Origin of the sequence: Bacillus sp. CDB3 (assembly GCF_002081505.1) — a bacterium.
Classification (GTDB): Bacteria; Bacillota; Bacilli; order Bacillales; family Bacillaceae_G; genus Bacillus_A; species Bacillus_A cereus_AT.
Genome location: NZ_ALBR01000015.1, coordinates 19,333 through 40,353, shown reverse-complemented (window position 1 = coordinate 40,353; position 21,021 = coordinate 19,333). Strand labels below are relative to the sequence as shown.

The following is a 21,021-nucleotide window of genomic DNA, read 5'->3' as shown; positions in this document are numbered from 1 at the left end:
TCAGTAGCACAAATGTTATAATAGCATATTGCTAGGACTGTTGCAACAGAAAATATATCAAGCCCTTATTGGTCTTTTTTAATTTGCTCCAGCCATTTCTCTTCCTGCTTAGATAATTCTCGCTCTTCTAGTAAATCTGGTCTACGCGTATACGTACGACGCAAGGATTCTTTATGGCGCCATTCATCAATGTTTTTATGATTTCCTGACATTAATACATCCGGTACCTTCATACCACGAAAATCAGCAGGACGTGTATAATGTGGGTGTTCTAACAAACCTGTGCTAAAAGAATCTTCCACTTGTGACGTTTGATTCCCTAGTACTCCTGGCAGGAGACGTACAACACTATCAGTAATCACCATTGAGGCTAGTTCTCCACCCGTCAATACGTAATCACCAATAGAAATCTCATCTGTTACAAGATGTTCACGAATTCGTTCATCGTACCCTTCATAATGGCCACATACAAAAATAACATGCTCTTCTTCAGCAAGCTCTTCTGCCTTCCTCTGCGTAAAACGCTCTCCTTGTGGACACATTAAGACGATTCTCGGTTTACGGTCTGTTTCCTTCGTTAACTCTTCCACCGCATCAAAGATAGGCTGAGGGGTTAATACCATCCCAGCGCCCCCACCATACGGATAATCATCTACACTATTATGCTTACTAGTTGTATAATCACGGAAATTGACAACACGAAGCTCTACCGCTTCTTTTTCTTGTGCTTTCTTTAAAATTGAAGACCCAAACACACCCGTAAACATATCTGGAAACAATGTTAAAATGTCAATCTTCATTATAGCAATCCTTCCATTACATGAATGGTTACTAATTTATTCTCAATGTTAACTTGAAGTACAACGTCATCAATATAAGGAATTAAAAGATCTTGACCTTTTGGACGTTTAATCACCCATACATCATTCGCACCAGGAGATAAGATCTCTTTGATCGTTCCTAACGCTTCTCCTTCTTCCGTTACAACACTGCAACCAATAATTTCATGATAGTAGTATTCACCTTCAGCTAGTTCGCCTAACTGCTCTTCTGGTACTTTTATTAAAGAACCTTTCAACTTCTCTACTTCATCTACATTGTTGTATCCTTCAAGTGTTAATAAATCAAATGTCTTATGTTGACGATGAGAAGTTACCTTCACTGGAAGATAGTCTGTACCTTTCTCATTACATATGTATAACGTGTTTCCTACTTTATATCGCTCTTCCGGAAAATCAGTACGAGAAATCACACGAATTTCTCCTCTTACGCCATGAGTATTTACAATTTTCCCTACGTTAAACCATTTTGTCATAAATAGTATGTCACCCCTGGTTTCTATATAAATTAAGCATCTCCATTTCATATATGGAACATGCAACTTCTCTTTAAATGTTAAAAAAGGGAGAGGAATTAACTCCTCGCCCTTTTTACGTTTATTGAATTTCCAGTGTTACTTTTTCATCATTATGATGTCCCACTGAATACAAGAGCATTCGAATTGCTTTCGCAACCTTCCCTTGCTTTCCAATGACTTTTCCAACATCCTCAGGATGTACAGTTAATCGATACTTTATCTCTCCGTTGCAAAGTTCCTGTGTAACTTTTACATCTTCAGGATAATCGACAAGAGGCTTGACAATCGTCTCGACTAACTTCTTCATAGTCATTGCCTCAATTACTTACCTTGTTTAGATAAGTGGAATTTCTCCATGATACCTTGGTTAGAGAATAGGTTACGAACTGTATCAGATGGTTTAGCACCGTTTCCTAACCATTTTAATGCTGCTTCTTCGTTGATCTTAACTTCAGCTGGTTGAGCAACCGGATTGTAAGTACCGATTTCCTCAATGAAACGTCCGTCACGAGGAGAACGAGAATCTGCAACAACTACACGATAGAAAGGAGTTTTTTTAGCTCCCATACGTTTTAAACGAATTTTAACTGCCATTTATAAAGCACCTCCGAATTTATTTCACACAGATAATTATATTAGCAAAAAGACTATTGCTTTGTAAAGTATTTTTTCTTAACAGAGCCATCTTTTTTTCCTTACATGAATGGAAACTTCAATCCACCTAGTCCTTTTTTCTTACCTTTTTGCATTCCAGTCATCGTCTTCATCATTTTTTTCATATCATCAAATTGCTTGATTAGACGATTAATTTCTTGTACGGTTGTACCGCTACCTTTGGCAATGCGTTTTTTACGACTAGCATTGATTATTTCCGGTTGTTCTCGCTCTAATTTAGTCATAGAACGAATAATTGCCTCAATATGCCCAATTTGTTTTTCATCAACTTGTGCATTTTTCAGCCCTTTAATTTTATTTGCACCAGGAAGCATTCCTAACAATTCGTCAAGCGGTCCAAGTTGACGCACTTGTCCAAGTTGTTCTAGGAAATCGTCAAGCGTAAACGAAAGCGTACGCATTTTTTGCTCAAGTTCTTTTGCTTTCTCTTCATCAACTGTAGCTTGCGCTTTTTCAATTAATGTTAAGACGTCACCCATCCCTAAAATACGGGATGCCATACGTTCTGGATGGAACGCTTCAATCGCATCTAGCTTTTCACCCATACCAGCAAATTTAATTGGTGTGTTTGTTACAGCCTTAATAGATAATGCCGCACCACCGCGCGTGTCACCATCTAATTTCGTTAATACAACACCTGTTAAACCTAACTGCTCATGGAAACTTTGTGCTACATTTACCGCGTCTTGTCCTGTCATCGCATCGACAACAAGGAAAATTTCATCCGGTTTCGCAACTTCTTTAACTTTCGCTAATTCATCCATTAGTTCTTCATCAATATGCAGGCGACCCGCTGTATCAATTAAAACATAATCGTGATGATCTTCTTTTGCTTTTGCAATCGCTTGTTTCGCAATTTCAACTGGACTTACTTGATCTCCTAAAGAGAAAACAGGCATGTCCAATTGCTTCCCTAATGTTTCAAGCTGTTTAATCGCTGCTGGACGGTAAATATCTGCTGCAACAAGCATCGGTTTACGATTATACTTTTTACGAAGTAAATTCGCAAGCTTACCTGTTGTCGTTGTTTTACCCGCACCTTGCAGACCAACCATCATAATAACAGTCGGTGGCTTATTAGCAACAGCAATTTTGCTTTGCTCTCCGCCCATAAGTTCTGTAAGTTCTTCCTGCACGATTTTAATTACTTGTTGTCCAGGTGTCAAACTTTTCATTACATCTTGTCCGACAGCACGCTCAGACACACGCTTTATAAAATCTTTTACTACTTTAAAGTTAACATCTGCTTCTAAAAGAGCTAGACGAACTTCTCTCATCATTTCTTTCACATCGGCTTCAGAAACTTTTCCTTTGCCGCGGATTTTTTGCATTGTCTGTTGAAGTCGGTCGGCTAATCCTTCAAATGCCATATTGCCGCCCTCCTAATCTAATTTTTCGATAGCTTCAACAACTTGTTTCATTTCTTCATTCACATGCTCTTCTTCGCTGATTAGCTGTTTTAGCTTTGCAACAAGTCGCTGTCGCTCTTGAAACTTTTGAAGTAATACTAATTTATCTTCATATTCTTCAAGCATCGCTTCAGTCCGTTTAATGTTATCATACACGGCTTGGCGGCTTACATCAAATTCTTCCGCAATTTCACCAAGAGATAAATCATCTAGATAATAAAGCGACATATAACTTCTTTGTTTTTGCGTTAACAACGATTGATAAAAATCAAATAAATAGTTCATTCTCGTTGTTTTTTCGAGCATGTTGGATCATCCTTTGTTAAGTGATTTCCCTTTACATGAATTAGTTTACATGGAGTATAAAAGAGTGTCAAGTTTTTTTCTTAACATCACATATTTTTTATAGAAAAAAAAGCGGAAATACCGCTTCTTTCACTTACACTTCTTCAGTTTCTACCAAGTTCGCGAATAAACCATACACATATTGTTCTGGATCAAATTGCTGCAGATCATCCATTTGCTCTCCTAGTCCAACAAACTTCACCGGTACATCCATTTCGTTACGAATTGCTAATACGATACCACCTTTAGCAGTTCCGTCTAACTTCGTTAAAACAATACCAGTAACATTCGTTGCTTCACGGAATGTTTTCGCTTGACTTAAACCATTTTGTCCTGTTGTTGCATCAATAACAAGTAATACTTCATGAGGAGCTCCTGGTACTTCACGCTCAATTACACGCTTCACTTTCTCTAACTCTTTCATTAAGTTGACTTTGTTTTGCAAGCGTCCTGCTGTATCACATAGCAACACATCCACTTTACGAGCCTTCGCTGCCTGTACAGCATCGTACATAACAGCCGCTGGGTCAGACCCTGATCCTTGTTTAATTACTTCTACACCAACACGATCGCCCCATACTTCTAATTGTTCAATCGCCCCAGCACGGAATGTATCTCCTGCCGCCAATAGGACAGACTTACCTTCCGATTTAAATTTATGTGCAAGCTTACCAATTGTCGTCGTTTTTCCTACACCATTAACACCAACAAATAAAACAACTGTTAATTGACCCTCTTGTATATTAACTTCATTACTAAAGTCGCTATCACCTTTGTAAATTCCCACTAACTTCTCAGAAATCACAGCCTGTACTTCTTTTGGATCTTGAATGTTACGACGTTGCACTTCTTCTTTCAACTGATCAATTAATTCCATCACTGTCGAAACTCCAACATCTGCACTAATTAATATTTCTTCTAATTCCTCAAAGAAGTCTTCGTCTATTTTACGGTAACGATACACTAAATCATTTACTTTATCAGCAAATGAATTTCTTGTTTTTTCCAATCCTTGTTTAAACTTCTCTGTTACTGTATCCGTTTGTTTTGAAATCTTTTCTTTTAATTTTTTAAAAAAGCTCATACTTCCCATCCTTCCTATTTACTTGCTACAAGTTCTTCGCCATCACCTAAACGAACAGAAACAAGCTTAGATACCCCTGATTCTTGCATTGTTACACCGTACAATACATCAGACTCTTCCATTGTACCTTTTCGGTGTGTAATTACAATAAACTGCGTTTCATCACTAAATTTCTTTAAATACTGCGCAAAACGAGCAACATTAGCCTCATCAAGAGCCGCTTCTACTTCATCTAGCACACAGAATGGGACTGGGCGTACTTTTAAAATACCAAATAAGAGCGCAATTGCCGTCAAAGCACGCTCTCCACCTGAAAGTAAACCTAAGTTTTGTAGTTTCTTCCCTGGCGGTTGCGCCACAATATCAATACCAGTATTTAATAAATCTTCTGGATTTGTCATTACTAAATCCGCTCTTCCGCCTCCGAATAATTCAGAGAATACAGATTGAAACTCCGTTCGAATTCCTTCGAATGTAGTAGAAAAGCGTTTTTTCATCTCTTCATCCATTTCCGTAATAAGTTGATGTAACGTCGATTTCGCTTCTTCCAGGTCGTCTCTTTGCTCTAGTAAGAATGTATGACGTTCTGCTACACGTTCGTATTCATCAATTGCCCCTAAATTTACTGCGCCTAACTCTTCAATGGATAGTTTAATTAATTTCACCTTTTTACGCGCATCTTCTGCAGGCATCGTCATTGTATACTTCAGTTTTGCTGCTTCAAATGAAATAGTATATGTTTCACGTAAATGTTGCAATCTATTTTCCAACTCTACATCAAGTCGGTTAATTTTCACTTCTTGATCTTTCAACATCTCAAGAATATATTTATGTTTACCTATTGTTTCTTTCACACCGCGTTCTAAATGCTCCACTCTCTCTTGCAATGATACGCGTTGTTCACGACGCGAACGAATTAAATCCGAAGTTTGATTACGATCATACGCTTTCTTCTCTATCATATTCGTAATTTGGTCTTCGCCACTTGAATTAGACGTCATCTCTTGTTTTAAGAACGCTAAATCTTCTTTCGTTTTTACAAGTGTCGTATCAGTCTCTTCTTTTTCCTTCGTTAATCGTTCAACTTTTTCTTTTTGATTAGATAAACGTTGTTGTTGTTCAGCTGCTTGTACTTTTAGCTCAGTCATTTCCTTTTGAACTTTTTCTTTTGAAGAATGTTGCTCACTTTTTTGTTTCGTTAATGCGACGATTTTGCCATCTAATTCCGAAATCTCCGCTTGAAGAGTTGCTAAAATCTTTTCTAACTCTCCTTTACGCCCTTGCATTTTCACTTGATCTTGTAAAAATCCTTCTATCTCTAAATCGTATATAAATAAACGATCGTTAATTCGATGTTCTTCTAATTCTAATCGATTAATTTCTTCTCTTAATTTCTGTTCATCTAAACGCTCAGTTTCTACGCCTTGGCGTAGTTCGCGTATTTGTACTTCTTTTTCTTGAATCTCTTGCTTTACTGCTTTAACAAAGTTTTCTAGCTTCGTTGTTTTTTCTTCCATATCAGCTAGCTTTTTAGTCCATTCTTCAAGTTCACGCTGGCGCCCTAATAAAGAAGATTTCGCCTGTTTTACAGCTCCACCAGTCATAGAACCACCAGGATTCACTACGTCACCTTCAAGCGTTACAATACGATAGCGATATTGTAATTGTTTCGCTAATTCATTTGCACCGCGTAAATCTTTCGCAACAATAACAGTACCTAATAGGCTTGAAACTACATTCTCATATTTATTGTTGTACTGCACAAGTTCTGCCGCCACACCGACAAACGCTGGATGTTGATTCACAATACGTAATTGTTCAAATGATAACGATCTACTTTTAATAACAGCTTGAGGTAAAAACGTTGCACGACCATGTTTATTTTGCTTTAAAAATGCAATTGCATTACGAGCATGTTCTTCTGTTTGTACTACGATATGTTGCATCGCTGCCCCAAGGGCGATTTCCATTGCAATTTCATATTCTTTCGGCACAGTCAGAAGTTCTGCAACAGCTCCCTCGATACCTTGCAATCTATTTTCTCTAGCCTTTAATACTTCACGTACCCCTTGATAGAAACCAGAATAGTCCTCTTGCATTTCTTCTAGCATTTCTTTTCGAGAACGCGCCTGTTGCACAAATTGATACGCTTGATACAGTTTCGTTTCATTTTCACTATACTGAGACTTACATTTCCCAAGTGCCGTTTCTGTCTTCTGTATGTTAGAAATAATGCCAGCTACTTTCTCCTTCACTTGCTCATAACTTTCTACAAGTTTCGCTTTTTTCGCTGTAATTTCCATACGCATCTGTACATATTTTTCATTTTCTTCATCAAGGCGTTCATTTTTAGAATTTTGCTGTTTAGATTGTTCTTCAATCATAGATAATTCATTACGAAGACTTGCTTGTTGATTTAAAAGTTCAATATAATCACCTTTTAAATTCTCAATCTGTTCCTCTAGATTCACGGCAAAAGTTGCAAGTAGTTGCTCATTATCATGCAATTTCTTCTCCAACTCTTTTACTTGATTCACAAATTGCATTAACGCTTCGGTACTTGTTTCAATTTCGCCATCATAACTTTTAGCTTTCTCTACCAATTCAACAATTAGCTTTTCAAGCTGCGCACAATGTGTCGTCGCATTTTGCTTTCTTTCCTTTAACAACTCACGCTGCCCTTCTAGCTTTTCTAGCTCTTTACTAGAAAGAAGAAGAACTTCTTGTAAAGAGTTTACAGATTCATCAACCGCTTGTAATTGTCCGCGTAATTCCTCAAGCTCTTCTTCACTTTTTTGTAAATTCGTCGACATTTTAACTTCTTCATCTTTATTATGCCCAAATTGATTTCGAAGCGCTTCCCACTTTTCATGTAATTCTTCAATTTCATGTACAATAAGCGCCGCTTCTACTTTTTCTAATTCTTCTTTTTTCTCAAGAAAATCTTTCGCTATAGAAGCTTGTCTTTCTAGCGGTTCTACTTGACTACTCAATTCATGTATAATATCTTGCACACGATTTAAGTTTTCTTGTGTTTCTGCTAATTTCCCTTCGGCTTTCTTTTTACGAAGTTTGTATTTCAGCACACCCGCAGCTTCCTCAAATACCCCTCGACGTTCTTCCGATTTACTACTTAAAATCTCTTCGACTTTCCCCTGGCTAATAATTGAAAAAGCTTCTCTTCCCATACCAGAGTCCATAAATAAATCAATAATATCTTTCAGTCTACAAGATTGTTTATTAATATAAAAATCACTATCACCCGAACGAGATACACGACGTGTTACACACACCTCGTTATATTCAATCGGTAATCGTTGGTCTTCATTATTTAAAGTTAATGTTACTTCAGCAATATTAACCGCTCTTCTCGTATCACTACCTGCAAAAATAATATCCTCCATTTTTGCACCACGTAATGACTTTGCAGATTGTTCACCAAGTACCCAGCGAATCGCATCAGTAATATTACTTTTCCCGCTCCCGTTAGGTCCTACTACAGAAGTTACACCTGGAACAAAATCGACAGATACACGCTCAGCAAAAGATTTAAATCCTGCTATTTCTAATCTTTTTAAAAACACGAAAGGCCTTCCTCCTATTCTCCGTTGTTGTAAACATTGTCTGTACGAAAACAAGCTACTATACGGATTTCCCACTCCTTTTATTTATAAACAAAAGGAAAGTTTCATTCTATGCATAAGGAATCCCCCTCATTCAAAGGGGGATTCCTTATAATTGTTCTTTTAATTTTTTCAATGCTTCTGCAGCAGCTTGTTGCTCTGCCTCTTTTTTTGACTTACCACTCCCAAGACCTAATGCCTCATTATTTAAAGTTACACGTGACACAAATTCTCGGTTATGGGCCGGTCCTTTTTCTTGCAAAATTTGATACTCAATGTTCCCACTACCATCACGCTGAATCAATTCTTGCAATTGACTCTTATAATCCATCACATGAGAAAAAGCACCTTCATTAATTTTCGGATATACAACTTCTTTTAAGAATCCCCAAACTGTTTCAAGCCCTTGATCAAGATAAAGGGCACCAATAAACGCTTCAAAGACATCCGCTAATAAAGCTGGTCGTTCACGTCCACCCGTCATTTCCTCACCTTTCCCTAATAAAACAAGGCTACCAAATGACAATTCGTTTGCAAAACGAACAAGAGATGGTTCACATACAATAGCTGCACGTAGTTTTGTTAACTCTCCTTCGCTCATTGTCGGATATTTTTGAAACAGATACTGTGATACAGTGAGTTCCAATACAGCATCACCAAGAAATTCAAGACGCTCATTGTCCTCATGCGGTTTTTTTCGATGCTCATTCACATACGATGAATGCGTAAATGCTTGAATCAATAATTTTTCATCTGAAAACGTAATACCTATCTCTTCTTGAAATACTTTAAACGCTTCACGATATTTTATTTCGTATTTTTTTTCTCTATGTTTTCGGTACGGCATAGGTCCCTCCAGATATAAGCCGAGAAGCCCCGCTAAAAAACGGGACTTCACTTAAGCATTATAGATGACTCTCTATGTAAGTCACAGCATCGCCAACAGTAGCAATCTTTTCAGCATCTTCATCAGAAATTTCCATTTCGAATTCATCTTCCAATTGCATTACAAGTTCTACTACATCTAGGGAGTCTGCGCCTAAATCTTCTTTAAAGCTAGCAGCCGGTACTACTTCAGTTTCTTCTACACCTAAACGATCAACGATGATTTTTGTTACACGCTCTAAAACATCTGCCATTCCATTCACCTCCCCTCAAATATTATATAAAATATTGTCCAAAAAAACTAGGTGAAATCGATTCTTTTATTACATTACCATTCCGCCATCAACATTTAACGTTTGTCCTGTAATATATTTGCTTTGATCAGCAGCAAAAAACGTTACAGTATTTGCGATATCTTGCGCTTCACCAAACTGAGCTGCAGGAATTAACTTTAACATTTCGGCTTTTATATTTTCATCTAATACATCCGTCATATCAGTCGCAATAAAGCCTGGAGCAATTGCATTTACAGTAATATTTCGGCTCGCTAATTCTTTTGCTGATGTTTTTGTTAATCCAATTACACCAGCTTTAGCAGCAACATAGTTTGCTTGTCCTGGGTTTCCTGTTACTCCGACAACAGAAGCGATATTAATAATACGTCCATGACGTTGACGCATCATATAACGAGATACTGCCTTCGTACATAAGAAAACACCTTTTAAGTTTGTATTAATAACTGTATCCCATTCTTCTTCTTTCATACGCATTAATAAATTATCTTTTGTTACACCAGCGTTATTTACAAGAATATCTACTTGTCCAAACGTATCTACAGTTTGTTTCACCATACTCGTAACATCTTCAGCATTTGCAACATCTGCTCTTACTGCAATAGCATCTGAACCTAATTTCTTTATTTCATCGACTACTTCATTCGCCTTTTGCTCATTACCAGCATAATTTACTACAACATTTGCCCCTTGTTTTGCTAAATCAATCGCAATCGCACGACCAATTCCACGTGAAGCGCCAGTTACTAATGCTACTTTCCCTTTTAACATCAGTTTTCTCCTCTCAAATTTGAAATGGTATCTTTTAATGTCTCTTCGTCATATATCGCATATGCTTTCACAGAAGAGTCAATCGACTTCATAAGACCAGCAAGTACTTTTCCAGGGCCGATTTCAATAAATGTATCTACCCCTTGATTCACCATATACTCAATGGATGGATACCATAATACAGGCGAATAGAGCTGTTCAATCAGCTTTTCTTTAATATCTGTACCACGTGTAATAACGTCCGCTGTAACATTTGCAATAACAGGAATATTCGTGTCTTGAATTGTAATTTCATTTAAAACACTTTGGAATCTCTCAGCAGCTGGCTTCATAAGTGAGGAATGAAATGGTCCGCTTACTTTAAGAGGAATTGCTCTTTTAGCGCCATTTTCTTTCGCTCTTTGAGAAGCAAGTTCTACTCCTTGATTTGTTCCAGAAATAACAATTTGCTTCGTGCTATTCATATTAGCAATTTGCACCGCATATCCTTCACTTGTTACTTCTTCTGTAACTTGTTTCAGCATTTCCGGATCAGCACCTAAAATAGCTGCCATTGCACCTTCCCCGCCCGGAACTGCTTCTTCCATATATTCCCCGCGTTTCCTTACAGCGTATACAGCATCTTCAAAAGTTAATGCACCTGCTGCTACAAGAGCGCTATATTCACCTAAACTATGTCCCGCGACAAAATCCGGTATAATATCATATTCCTTCAAAGCCGTTAAAATTGCAAAACTCGTTGTTAATAAAGCAGGTTGTGCATTTGTCGTTAATGTTAGTTTTTCCTGTGGCCCCTCAAAAATCACTTCTGAAAGTGAATCTTGCAGCACCTCATCCGCTTTTGCAAACACTTTCGCAACCTCGTTATTATTCTCCGCTAACTGTCTACCCATTCCAACTGCCTGTGAACCTTGGCCCGGAAAAAGAAATGCTAGTTTTCCCATTTCAAATCCTCCTCTTATTGAAGCGGCTCTTTCTCCATTACATTTGAAATTGTAGGAATTACTTCTTTCGCTACCATTTCTCTTGTTTGACGAATCGCACTAAATATCGATTGGTCATTTGAAGAACCGTGAGCCTTAATGACAGGAGCTTTTAACCCAAACAATGCCGCTCCTCCATACTCCGAATAATCCATTTTATCTTTTAATACCATAAGTTTTGGTTTTAATACCGCTGCTGCTAATTTGCTCGTAAACGAACTCATTAATTGCTCTTTTAACATAGAGAATAATGCAAGTGCTGTTCCTTCTAATGATTTTAGAGCTACGTTACCTGTAAAACCATCACATACAACAACATCTGCTACACCTTGCAATAAGTCTCTTGATTCAACGTTTCCAACAAAATTAATTGGTGCATCCTTGAGCATAGCAAAGACTTGTTTTGAAAGCTCGTTTCCTTTGCCATCCTCTGTTCCAACGTTTAAAAGTCCAACGCGAGGATTTTTAATTCCTCTTACCTTCTCTGCATAAACAGAGCCCATTACTGCATATTGATATAAATGGATTGGTTTTGCATCAACGTTTGCTCCAACATCTAACATCACAAAACCTTCTCCATCAACAGTTGGCATTGTAGGTGATAAAGCTGGTCGTTCAATTCCTTCCATACGGCCAACAACAAATAATCCAGCTGCCATTAAAGCTCCTGTACTTCCTGCTGATATACAAGCATCTGCTACGCCGTTCTTTACTTGCTCTGCTGCCAGTACCATTGAAGCTTGTTTTTTTCGGCGAACCGCTCTTACTGGTTCATCTGTCGATTCGATTTTTTCGTCTGTATGAAGTATAGTAATTCGCTCTTCACTCGTTAAGTATTGACGAATTCCCTCTTCTTTCCCTACTAACGTAATATGTAAATCTGGGTATTCCTTAATAGCTTTCATTGCTCCTAATACTACAGCCTTTGGAGCATGATCGCCGCCCATTGCATCTATTGCGATTTTCATAAGTTGTTACCTTCCTCACTATAATTACTAGATCGATACATTTCAAAAGTGCCTGTGAAAACAAGTTCTTCTCCAACAAAGCTACGCACTTTGACAACCGTCCGTCCTTTATCATTCTCTACATCTTCAACACGTGCTTTTGCAACAACACGCTCTCCTAATTTTACAGGACGAATGTATCGAATGGTAGACTTTGCAGTTAAAGCTAATTCTTCATCAATAACTGCAACAGCTAGTGAGTTTGCTTGTGCAAACAAATGATGCCCACGAGCAATTTGATTTCTTTTAAATACATGTTCTACCTTTACTTCAAAGATAGAAATCGCATGTCTATCTAATTCTATATCGATAATTTCTCCGACAACCTCTTCTAACGGTAAAGATTTCACATCTTCTTCATGTTGTTTTGTAGCCACATGCTTAATTCGTTCTCTTAATTCAGGAATAGATAATTCCATACGATCAAGACGAACAGTTTGTATGCTCACTTGAAATTTTTCCGCTAAATCTTCATCCGTTATAAAAGGATTCGTTTCTATTGTTTGTTGTAATAATTCTTGTCTTTCTTTTTTACTTCTTCTTTTTTTCATACCGCACCATCCATTTTTATGACTAGGTACTAACAGTAGTATATAATCATTAAAAGTAGAATGCAACAAAAACTTTTGCACACTACTCTTAGTCGAGCTTCTCTCCCTGGAACACACCTGTTCCGTCAAGATAAGTACGCAACGAAGCATACTGATCATTGTGCCAAAACGCTTCTGAATCAACTAGTATCGCCGCATCTTGTCTCGCTGTTTCTAACGCTCGATAATCATGTACCATATCAGCAACCTTAAACTCTGGTAGACCACTTTGCTTACTTCCAAAGAAATCTCCAGGACCTCGTAACTCTAAATCTTTTTCTGACAATACAAATCCATCATTTGTTTCAGTCATAATGCGCATTCTTTCTTTTCCCGTTTCTGATTTCGGGTCCGCAATTAATAAACAATATGATTGTTCACTACCACGCCCAACGCGCCCCCTGAGCTGATGAAGCTGCGATAAACCGAAACGCTCCGCGTCATAAATAACCATAACAGTCGCATTCGGTACATTCACACCTACTTCAACAACTGTTGTCGATACAAGAATTTGCACTTTATTTTCACTAAACTGTCCCATTATCTCTTCTTTTTCTTGAGATGATAGTCTCCCATGCATTAATCCAACTTGGCATTTCCCTTGATAATGATGAGTCAGCATACTATGTAAGTCGATAGCATTTTGTACATCAAGCTTCTCAGACTCTTCAATTAGAGGACAAATAACATATGCCTGTCTTCCTTTTTTTATCTCTTTCTCCACAAAACCGAGAACACGATCTAACATATCATGTTTTGCCCAGTACGTTTCGATCACCTTTCTACCAGCTGGCATTTCATCGATAATAGAAACGTCCATCTCTCCAAATGCAGTGATAGCTAACGTACGCGGGATTGGGGTCGCCGTCATAAACAACACATCTGGACTTTCACCTTTCTCACGTAAAACCCGGCGCTGCGCTACACCAAATCGATGCTGTTCATCAGTAATAACGAGACCTAACCTATGAAATATAACTTCATCTTGAATTAAAGCGTGCGTCCCAACAAGGATATCTACTTCCCCTTGCTCTAATCTCGCCAAAATTTCTCGACGTCTCGCACCTTTAACAGAACTTGTTAGCAGTTCAACCTTCATACCGAAATGTGAAAACGTCTCAGCGAGCGACTGATAATGCTGTTCAGCTAAAATTTCCGTAGGAACCATCATAGCACCTTGATAATGAGCTAATTTCGCTCCATAAAGGGCAATCGCAGCAACAACTGTTTTCCCAGAGCCTACATCCCCTTGCAATAATCGATTCATGCGATAGGGAGATGTCATATCTTTCATTATTTCATCTACAACCCGGCTTTGTGCGCCAGTTAACGGAAACGGAAGTGCATCAGTAAACTCTTGCAATTCTACTGACGAAATTTCTTTTTTCGTGCCCTTTGAATTTTCCCTTTCCATTTTCCGTAACGTTTGCATTTTCAACTGGAACAAGAAAAACTCCTCATATACAAAACGGCGCCGTGCTTGCTTTAAGTCTTCCTGTCCCACTGGAAAATGTAACGCCCTGAGCGCTTCATAACGTGGTAATAATTTATACCTACTTAACAAACCGTCAGGTAACACTTCAATTATAGAGTCTCCATATTCCTTTAAAGCCTGGGCAATAAAACGGCGCATCTGCTTTACTGTCAACTTCCCTTTCACTGAATATACTGGCTCTACTTCTTGTTGACGCACAACCGGTCCAAAGTGAAGTTCTGATACAGCGATCGTTTGGCGATGCTGATCCCATTTACCAGTAATCGTTACCGTTTCATCTAGCTTTAACTTTTGTTTATAATATGGTCTATTAAAACATACGGCTGTAATTAAATAACGCCCGACAAGAACACGAACTGTAAGACGCGACTTTTTCTTTCCATAATATTGAAGTAAAGGAGCACTATGCACTTTCCCTTCAACCGTCACACGCTCATCATGCTTCACTTCAGCAAGATCTTTCATCGCATAGTCTTCATAACGGTACGGAAAATGTTCTAATAGATGAGAAACTGTATAAATTCCCATCTCGTGTAATAACTCAGATGTTTCTCCTCCGATTCCCTTTACATCCGTAACAGGAACTTGTACAACTTCATTCAAGATTCTCACGCTCCGTCACATTATTTTCTTCGATTCATTCTATTGATTCTCCATTAACATCATCGACATCTATAATCGCTCTCTTTCACCCTATATATTCTATCATAGGCATTCTAAGAGAAACTACTCTAATCCCTCTATATAAAGTGAAACTATAATCAGTAAGGGTTTTGTTCATCCCCCACTGATTATTAGCCCTCACCAATCGGGCTTTTACGGGCAGTTAATCTCCCACCTAACTTCTTTGCTCCAGCCGAATTTAGGGGTGGAAATTTTACTGCCCACAAATAGAGGGACAAAACAAAGATATACAACACGTAAGAAAAGAGCCTCACTATTAGCAGCAAGGCTCTTTTCTATCATCAATATGCTAGCCTTTTGAATAAAAACTAGTAATAAATTTCATATCACTACTTTTCATCCATTAGCAAGTAAGTAATCCATTTATTTTTAAAACGAATCTTTTCTTATTCTACAGAGAAGATGAAAGAATACACCGGTTGGTTCCCTGCATGTACTTCTACTTCTGCATCTTCAAAGTTCTCTTCAACAAACGCAACCAATTCAGCCACTTCTTCGTCTGTTGCATCTTCACCTTGTAGAATCGTTACGATTTCAGAATCCTCATCAATTAGTGCTTCTAGTAATTGCTTCGCAGCCCCTACTTTTTCAGCGTTTGTTGATACGATTTTTCCATCTGCAATACACATGAAATCATCTTTTTGAATTGCCACACCGTCAATTTCCGTATCACGAACAGCATACGTAATTTGACCTGTTTTCACATGAGATAAAGCTTCGTTCATGTTTTCTTTATTCTCTTCTAACGTTCCAACTGGATTAAATGCTAACATTGCAGCCATACCTTGAGGAACTGTTTTCGAACGAACAACAATCACTTCTTGATCTACTACTGAAGCTGCTTGTTCTGCTGCCATTACGATATTCCCATTATTCGGTAAAATGATGATCTTTTCAGCATTCGCCTCTTCAATCGCCTTCACGATATCCTCCGTACTTGGATTCATCGTTTGGCCACCTTCGATAACTTTCGTTGCGCCAATGCTCTCAAATAAAGTTTTAATACCAGATCCCATAGCTACAGTCACAATACCATACGGTTGTTTCTCTTTTGGTTGATTCGTTTGTTCAGGCACCATAGTAGGTTCATCTAATAAAGCCGTATGCTGTTCACGCATATTTTCTACTTTAATCTTAATTAGACTACCGTAGCGTTGTCCATAGTTCATAGGATCTCCAGGATGTTCCGCATGAATATGAACCTTAACAACCTCATCATCTGATACAACAAGTAGTGAATCTCCGTACACACTAATATCTTCACGGAATTTTTGTTCAGAGAAATTATGTTCCTTCATTTTTTCAGGCTCTAATTTCACCATGAATTCCGTACAATATCCATACTTAATATCTTCTGTACTCAATTGGCTTTGTACACTACGGTGATGTTCTGCGCGTACCATGTCATTCATAGATGGTTGCGTCTGCACATTAGAAGAAATCGTTTCTCCTTTTAAGTCAGCTAAAAATCCTTCATATACAACAACTAGACCTTTACCACCGCTATCTACAACGCCAACTTGTTTTAATACAGGTAATAAATCTGGCGTACGATTTAACGATGCATTCGCTTCTTTTACAACGTCTTCCATAAACAAAACAAAGTCGCGCTGTTTTTTCGCAACTGTCACTGCATATTTACCCGTTTCTCTTGCAACCGTTAAAATCGTTCCTTCAATTGGTTTCATAACCGCTTTATATGCTGCCTCTACTCCAGCTTCTAAAGCTGCAGCAAAATCAACTGTTGTTAATTCTTCTTTTTGTTCAATGGATTTAGAAAAACCACGGAATAACTGAGATAAAATAACCCCAGAGTTACCACGAGCTCCCATTAATAATCCTTTGGCTAAACTTACGCCGACTTTACCAGCATGCTGTGAAGGATTTTCTTTCACTTCACGTGCGCCTGAAGTCATTGATAAGTTCATGTTTGTACCGGTATCGCCATCTGGAACTGGAAATACGTTTAATGCATCAACAAGCTGAACATTATTTGTTAAATTATTTGCTCCTTGAATGATCATTTGTGATAAACGTTTTCCATCAATTTTTTGAATTGACACAGATTTTCCTCCTTAATGCACATTACAAGTTTATTACTTTAACTCCTTGTACGTAGATGTTTACAGAATCTACTGCTAGTCCTACAGTTTGATCTAATGTATATTTCACTTTAGTCTGCACGTTATGTGCTACTTCTGAAATTTTCGTACCATAGCTCACAATAATATACATATCAATATGTACTTCATCTTCATCTTTACGAACAATAACACCTCTAGTGAAGTTTTCTTTTCGTAAAATGTCTGTTAATCCATCTTTTAACTGATTTTTTGATGCCATACCTACGATACCGTAGCAATCTACTGCGGCACCTCCAGCAATTGTTGCAATTACATCTGTACTAATATCAATTTGACCGTACTTCGTTTTAATTTCAATTGACATCTCGTTTCCCCCTTCATAAATGGTGAAAGTGAGCTAGACTACTTTAGTTACTATCATATAATCTTTTTAAAGAAAATTCCATCGTTCTTTCTTTTCACTCTCATATTTTATGTTTATACTACACTTTTCTATGATGAGCAAAATAGTCCATTGTTATTATACAACATGTACCACTATAATATGTCAAGCAATTTTTCTTGATTTCAGCTTTTCTTCATTGATATATGGTGTCAAGTAATTTTTCTTGATTTCTTTTTTCTACGGTGTTGCATTCTCTTTTTAGTTGTGTTAAATTATAGTAGTGTTTTTAGCATCGCAAAAAAGACTAACATTGAAAAATTACGCATGGTAAGGTATCAAGGGAGGGAAATATAAATGGCTCGTGTTTGTGCTATCACTGGAAGAAAAGCTCGTTCTGGTAACTCTCGTTCTCACGCAATGAACGCTACAAAACGTAAATGGGGCGCTAACCTTCAAAAAGTTCGCGTACGCATCGACGGAAAAGTTCAACGTGTTTACGTTTCTGCTAGAGCATTAAAATCTGGCAAAATCGAACGTGTTTAATAATAAAAAAAGAGCCGCTAGGCTCTTTTTTTATTATACCAATGGAAAAAGCACCGGTAATAGGTGCTTTTTTTAGTCTTTTTTGAAGGTATTTAACATCGCACGTACAATTCCACCAAGAAATTTAGGTAACTTAATTGTATAAAATCTCATGGTTTCCCTCCTAATCCCCATTACTCCACTTGTTTACTATATGATGCAAGGAGCAAAATTGTTTCTTCAATCAGTGCTTCTTATCATCATTAATATGCCAGAAGTAAATGAAAAATTACCTTTTTCCACAATGAGTTCATTACTAATACAAAGTGTCGATCCCCACTCTATTGTTTTGTTAGTAAGTGAGTACTTAAATCCACGTAATGTAATACCTTCAACTGTTTCAGTAACCGGTACAAAGGATACATAAGGAAAGTTTTCATTTTCTTCAATTATATGTTTACCAACTTTTTTTACTGTTATTTCATTTTTATTGTCTACAATACACATTTCTATCTCTGCCGCTAAACCTTTTAAAAGCATTTGTATATTTGCCAAACCATGATCAAGCCTTCCACCAGTCGCGCCAAAAATACGAATGAATTTCGGTTTTTGTTCTAAAGCCCAGCTAATTGCAATTTCTAAATCTGTTTGATCTTTTTCTCGCGGAACAATATGTAACTCATTTGTTTGCTGCCTCATCCATGCTAACTCATCCTCAGTAACCGAATCGTAATCCCCAAATGCAACGGCCGGAGTGATTCCACTTTTTAACAAACGGTACACTCCCCTATCAACCGCCGCCCACACTACTTCTTCATTTTCATATCGAGAAAAATCTGCGCAGTATTCTACAGGTCCTCCTGCCAAAATATGAATAATCATTTTTTCTTCCCTTTCTATTGTAAAAAGGCAATCTGCCATTCGGTAGATTGCCTTTCTCCTTATTTTTCGCTCTATCCTGTATAAAATAGTGAAGTCTTAATTAACTAGATGCTTCACTAGAATAAAGGCCATTCATTCTTTATCCACGAATTATACGAATTGCTTCACCGCGGTCTTTTTGATTGTATACTGCTGATCCTGCCACAAGAACATTCGCTCCTGCTTCAACACAAAGTCTTGCCGTTTCAGCGTTTACACCACCATCAACTTCAATTTCTACTTCTAGATTTCGCTCTTTAACCATTTCTGCAACTTCTTTAATCTTCGGTAATACAGAATGAATAAACTTCTGTCCACCAAATCCAGGATTTACTGTCATTAGTAATACCATATCTATATCTTCTAATACATGTTCAATCACCGAAACTGGCGTATGCGGATTCAATACAACCCCTGCTTTAATGCCATGAGATTTAATTAACTGAATTGTACGATGCAGATGAGGACACGCCTCTACATGAACAGTAATAATATCCGCTCCCGCTTTTGCGAAAGTCGGGATATAGTTATCAGGATTTTCAATCATTAAATGTACATCTAATGGTAATGATGTAATCGGACGGATAGCTTCTACAATTAATGGTCCAATCGTAATATTTGGTACGAAATGTCCATCCATTACATCGACGTGAATGTAATCCGCTCCACCTTTTTCTACATCTTTAATTTCTTCCCCTAATTTTGAAAAATCTGCTGATAAAATCGATGGCGCAATTTTAATCATGACTAATACCTCGGCTTTCTCTCTCTAATTTCTTCTACGAATTGTTTGTAATTCTTATAACGATACTCGGTTATCTTTCCTTCTTCAACCGCAACTTTCACCGCACATTTCGGCTCAGAAAGATGTGTACACCCTCTAAATTTACAGTATTGGCTCGCTTCTTTCAACTCTGGAAAACAATATGTAAGATCTTCTACCTCTATATCTATGAAATCAAGCGAACTAAAACCAGGTGTATCCGCAACAAGTCCGCTCCCAACTGTAATTAATTCCACGTGTCTTGTCGTATGTTTCCCGCGCCCTAAATGTGAAGAAATATCATTTGTTTTCAATTCTAAATCTGGACGTAAAACGTTTAACATTGAAGATTTTCCAACACCAGATTGTCCTGCAACGACAGAAACACAGCCTTCTAAGAATGGTTTCAAAATATCGATACTTTCCGATGTATTTATAGAAGTAAATAATACATCATAACCCATTTCACGATAATCATTTGCAAAAGCTTCAACAGTTTCCTTCATTTTTTCATTCACTAAATCCATCTTACTAATACAAATAATCGGCTTAATATTATGATATTCAATCTGTACTAAAAATCGATCTAACAGTCCGGGATTAAAATCTGGTTCTACTGCAGAGAAAACGAGAATCGCTTGATCAACATTAGCAATAGGAGGTCTAACAAGTTCGTTTTTTCGATCAAATACTTCTAACACATATCCTTCACTCGGATTATCTGCTTGAAAAACGACTTGGTCTCCTACAAGTGGCGTAATTTTATTCTTTCTAAATACACCACGCCCGCGACATTGTGTAATTCCTTCTTCATGCTGCACATAATAAAACCCACTTAGAGCTTTTACAATTTTTCCTTCTGGCATATAATTCTCCTTTATTTTGTATAAAGTGAAACTGTAATTAATAATGAATTGACTAGAGTTCTTTAAACAATTATTTAAAAACTAACTAAATATACACCCAGTTAATATATTTAAACTACCATCACATTCAAAATATTATTCACAATCATATCACCTTTATAGCTTTTGAATCATATATTTTTGCCTGCTATACCATCCATTATATAGACAGATAACAGGCAAAAGTAATAAAGTGAAACTTTAATCATTGGGGTTTATCGATCCCCTCTGATTAGTAAA

General features: G+C 37.5%; 22 protein-coding genes. 1 reads left to right on the top strand and 21 read right to left on the bottom strand.

Annotated elements, in window-relative coordinates:
• Positions 1 to 65: 65 nt before the first annotated feature.
• The 17 genes from trmD to CDB3_RS05240 all read right to left on the bottom strand — a co-directional run bounded on the left by trmD (position 66) and on the right by CDB3_RS05240 (position 17,649).
• Positions 66 to 800, bottom strand: coding sequence for a tRNA (guanosine(37)-N1)-methyltransferase TrmD (gene trmD, locus CDB3_RS05320; RefSeq protein WP_000686893.1), 735 nt, complete (start codon positions 798 to 800; stop codon positions 66 to 68).
• Positions 800 to 1,315, bottom strand: coding sequence for a ribosome maturation factor RimM (gene rimM / locus CDB3_RS05315; RefSeq protein WP_000170271.1), 516 nt, complete (start codon positions 1,313 to 1,315; stop codon positions 800 to 802). Before rimM ends, trmD begins: the two co-directional genes overlap by 1 nt.
• Before the next feature lie 121 nt (positions 1,316 to 1,436).
• On the bottom strand, positions 1,437 to 1,664 hold the full coding sequence (locus CDB3_RS05310; protein ID WP_128853687.1) for a KH domain-containing protein: 228 nt from the start codon (positions 1,662 to 1,664) through the stop codon (positions 1,437 to 1,439).
• 14 nt (positions 1,665 to 1,678) lie between these two features.
• The gene (rpsP, locus tag CDB3_RS05305) at positions 1,679 to 1,951 is read right to left on the bottom strand and encodes a 30S ribosomal protein S16 (RefSeq protein ID WP_000268750.1); all 273 of its coding nucleotides are present in this window, start codon (positions 1,949 to 1,951) and stop codon (positions 1,679 to 1,681) included.
• A gap of 101 nt (positions 1,952 to 2,052) precedes the next feature.
• Positions 2,053 to 3,402 carry a signal recognition particle protein gene (ffh, locus tag CDB3_RS05300; RefSeq protein WP_098500628.1) on the bottom strand — a complete coding sequence of 450 codons (1,350 nt, stop codon included), beginning with the start codon at positions 3,400 to 3,402 and terminating at the stop codon, positions 2,053 to 2,055.
• Between the two features lie 12 nt (positions 3,403 to 3,414).
• Entirely contained in the window at positions 3,415 to 3,747 is a 333-nt protein-coding gene (locus CDB3_RS05295) for a putative DNA-binding protein (protein WP_000891061.1), read from the bottom strand.
• A gap of 133 nt (positions 3,748 to 3,880) precedes the next feature.
• Positions 3,881 to 4,870, bottom strand: coding sequence for a signal recognition particle-docking protein FtsY (ftsY, locus tag CDB3_RS05290; protein WP_128853686.1), 990 nt, complete (start codon positions 4,868 to 4,870; stop codon positions 3,881 to 3,883).
• 14 nt (positions 4,871 to 4,884) lie between these two features.
• A complete protein-coding gene (gene smc / locus CDB3_RS05285; protein WP_128853685.1) occupies positions 4,885 to 8,454 on the bottom strand; it encodes a chromosome segregation protein SMC in 3,570 nt (1,189 codons plus the stop codon).
• Between the two features lie 148 nt (positions 8,455 to 8,602).
• Positions 8,603 to 9,340, bottom strand: a complete 738-nt coding sequence (gene rncS / locus CDB3_RS05280) for a ribonuclease III (RefSeq protein WP_097830954.1) — start codon at positions 9,338 to 9,340, stop codon at positions 8,603 to 8,605.
• Positions 9,341 to 9,398: 58 nt separating this feature from the next.
• Positions 9,399 to 9,632, bottom strand: a complete 234-nt coding sequence (acpP, locus tag CDB3_RS05275) for an acyl carrier protein (protein WP_000786062.1) — start codon at positions 9,630 to 9,632, stop codon at positions 9,399 to 9,401.
• A gap of 69 nt (positions 9,633 to 9,701) precedes the next feature.
• Positions 9,702 to 10,442: a 3-oxoacyl-[acyl-carrier-protein] reductase gene (gene fabG / locus CDB3_RS05270; protein ID WP_097830953.1), complete on the bottom strand. Its 741-nt coding sequence runs from the start codon at positions 10,440 to 10,442 to the stop codon at positions 9,702 to 9,704.
• The gene (gene fabD / locus CDB3_RS05265) at positions 10,442 to 11,386 is read right to left on the bottom strand and encodes an ACP S-malonyltransferase (RefSeq protein ID WP_097830952.1); all 945 of its coding nucleotides are present in this window, start codon (positions 11,384 to 11,386) and stop codon (positions 10,442 to 10,444) included. The genes fabG and fabD overlap by 1 nt, the downstream gene beginning before the upstream one ends.
• A 14-nt stretch (positions 11,387 to 11,400) precedes the next feature.
• Entirely contained in the window at positions 11,401 to 12,393 is a 993-nt protein-coding gene (gene plsX, locus CDB3_RS05260; protein ID WP_128853684.1) for a phosphate acyltransferase PlsX, read from the bottom strand.
• Positions 12,390 to 12,983 (bottom strand): transcription factor FapR, encoded by a 594-nt coding sequence (gene fapR / locus CDB3_RS05255; protein ID WP_000747352.1) that lies wholly within the window; start codon positions 12,981 to 12,983, stop codon positions 12,390 to 12,392. The genes plsX and fapR overlap by 4 nt, the downstream gene beginning before the upstream one ends.
• A gap of 88 nt (positions 12,984 to 13,071) precedes the next feature.
• Positions 13,072 to 15,120, bottom strand: coding sequence for an ATP-dependent DNA helicase RecG (gene recG, locus CDB3_RS05250; protein ID WP_071771507.1), 2,049 nt, complete (start codon positions 15,118 to 15,120; stop codon positions 13,072 to 13,074).
• A gap of 467 nt (positions 15,121 to 15,587) precedes the next feature.
• Positions 15,588 to 17,264: a DAK2 domain-containing protein gene (locus CDB3_RS05245; RefSeq protein WP_000027116.1), complete on the bottom strand. Its 1,677-nt coding sequence runs from the start codon at positions 17,262 to 17,264 to the stop codon at positions 15,588 to 15,590.
• A gap of 22 nt (positions 17,265 to 17,286) precedes the next feature.
• Positions 17,287 to 17,649 (bottom strand): Asp23/Gls24 family envelope stress response protein, encoded by a 363-nt coding sequence (locus tag CDB3_RS05240; RefSeq protein WP_000021109.1) that lies wholly within the window; start codon positions 17,647 to 17,649, stop codon positions 17,287 to 17,289.
• 375 nt (positions 17,650 to 18,024) lie between these two features.
• On the opposite strand from CDB3_RS05240, the gene rpmB reads away from it, so the two are divergent.
• Positions 18,025 to 18,213: a 50S ribosomal protein L28 gene (rpmB, locus tag CDB3_RS05235; protein ID WP_000124776.1), complete on the top strand. Its 189-nt coding sequence runs from the start codon at positions 18,025 to 18,027 to the stop codon at positions 18,211 to 18,213.
• A gap of 72 nt (positions 18,214 to 18,285) precedes the next feature.
• Here the strand turns inward: rpmB and spoVM are convergent, their stop codons facing one another.
• The 4 genes from spoVM to rsgA all read right to left on the bottom strand — a co-directional run bounded on the left by spoVM (position 18,286) and on the right by rsgA (position 20,742).
• Positions 18,286 to 18,366: a stage V sporulation protein SpoVM gene (gene spoVM / locus CDB3_RS05230; RefSeq protein ID WP_001213599.1), complete on the bottom strand. Its 81-nt coding sequence runs from the start codon at positions 18,364 to 18,366 to the stop codon at positions 18,286 to 18,288.
• A 66-nt stretch (positions 18,367 to 18,432) separates the two neighbouring features.
• Positions 18,433 to 19,113, bottom strand: a complete 681-nt coding sequence (locus CDB3_RS05225) for a thiamine diphosphokinase (RefSeq protein WP_128853683.1) — start codon at positions 19,111 to 19,113, stop codon at positions 18,433 to 18,435.
• A gap of 100 nt (positions 19,114 to 19,213) precedes the next feature.
• Complete coding sequence (rpe, locus tag CDB3_RS05220; protein ID WP_000589964.1) at positions 19,214 to 19,858, bottom strand: ribulose-phosphate 3-epimerase; 645 nt, start codon at positions 19,856 to 19,858, stop codon at positions 19,214 to 19,216.
• A gap of 2 nt (positions 19,859 to 19,860) precedes the next feature.
• A complete protein-coding gene (gene rsgA, locus CDB3_RS05215; protein WP_097830948.1) occupies positions 19,861 to 20,742 on the bottom strand; it encodes a ribosome small subunit-dependent GTPase A in 882 nt (293 codons plus the stop codon).
• Positions 20,743 to 21,021 lie beyond the last annotated feature (279 nt).

What these genes read in the sequence shown, in the direction of transcription:
- CDB3_RS05225 (WP_128853683.1), bottom strand. Translation starts at nt 19,113, where the DNA reads ATGGCAGATTGCCTTTTTACAATAGAAAGGGAAGAAAAAATGATTATT.
- fabG (WP_097830953.1), bottom strand. Translation starts at nt 10,442, where the DNA reads ATGTTAAAAGGGAAAGTAGCATTAGTAACTGGCGCTTCACGTGGAATT.
- plsX (WP_128853684.1), bottom strand. Translation starts at nt 12,393, where the DNA reads ATGAAAATCGCAATAGATGCAATGGGCGGCGATCATGCTCCAAAGGCT.
- ffh (WP_098500628.1), bottom strand. Translation starts at nt 3,402, where the DNA reads ATGGCATTTGAAGGATTAGCCGACCGACTTCAACAGACAATGCAAAAA.
- CDB3_RS05295 (WP_000891061.1), bottom strand. Translation starts at nt 3,747, where the DNA reads ATGCTCGAAAAAACAACGAGAATGAACTATTTATTTGATTTTTATCAA.
- rncS (WP_097830954.1), bottom strand. Translation starts at nt 9,340, where the DNA reads ATGCCGTACCGAAAACATAGAGAAAAAAAATACGAAATAAAATATCGT.
- spoVM (WP_001213599.1), bottom strand. Translation starts at nt 18,366, where the DNA reads ATGAGATTTTATACAATTAAGTTACCTAAATTTCTTGGTGGAATTGTA.
- rpmB (WP_000124776.1), top strand. Translation starts at nt 18,025, where the DNA reads ATGGCTCGTGTTTGTGCTATCACTGGAAGAAAAGCTCGTTCTGGTAAC.
- rsgA (WP_097830948.1), bottom strand. Translation starts at nt 20,742, where the DNA reads ATGCCAGAAGGAAAAATTGTAAAAGCTCTAAGTGGGTTTTATTATGTG.
- rpe (WP_000589964.1), bottom strand. Translation starts at nt 19,858, where the DNA reads ATGATTAAAATTGCGCCATCGATTTTATCAGCAGATTTTTCAAAATTA.
- fapR (WP_000747352.1), bottom strand. Translation starts at nt 12,983, where the DNA reads ATGAAAAAAAGAAGAAGTAAAAAAGAAAGACAAGAATTATTACAACAA.
- rpsP (WP_000268750.1), bottom strand. Translation starts at nt 1,951, where the DNA reads ATGGCAGTTAAAATTCGTTTAAAACGTATGGGAGCTAAAAAAACTCCT.
- ftsY (WP_128853686.1), bottom strand. Translation starts at nt 4,870, where the DNA reads ATGAGCTTTTTTAAAAAATTAAAAGAAAAGATTTCAAAACAAACGGAT.
- rimM (WP_000170271.1), bottom strand. Translation starts at nt 1,315, where the DNA reads ATGACAAAATGGTTTAACGTAGGGAAAATTGTAAATACTCATGGCGTA.
- CDB3_RS05240 (WP_000021109.1), bottom strand. Translation starts at nt 17,649, where the DNA reads ATGTCAATTGAAATTAAAACGAAGTACGGTCAAATTGATATTAGTACA.
- CDB3_RS05310 (WP_128853687.1), bottom strand. Translation starts at nt 1,664, where the DNA reads ATGAAGAAGTTAGTCGAGACGATTGTCAAGCCTCTTGTCGATTATCCT.
- fabD (WP_097830952.1), bottom strand. Translation starts at nt 11,386, where the DNA reads ATGGGAAAACTAGCATTTCTTTTTCCGGGCCAAGGTTCACAGGCAGTT.
- trmD (WP_000686893.1), bottom strand. Translation starts at nt 800, where the DNA reads ATGAAGATTGACATTTTAACATTGTTTCCAGATATGTTTACGGGTGTG.
- acpP (WP_000786062.1), bottom strand. Translation starts at nt 9,632, where the DNA reads ATGGCAGATGTTTTAGAGCGTGTAACAAAAATCATCGTTGATCGTTTA.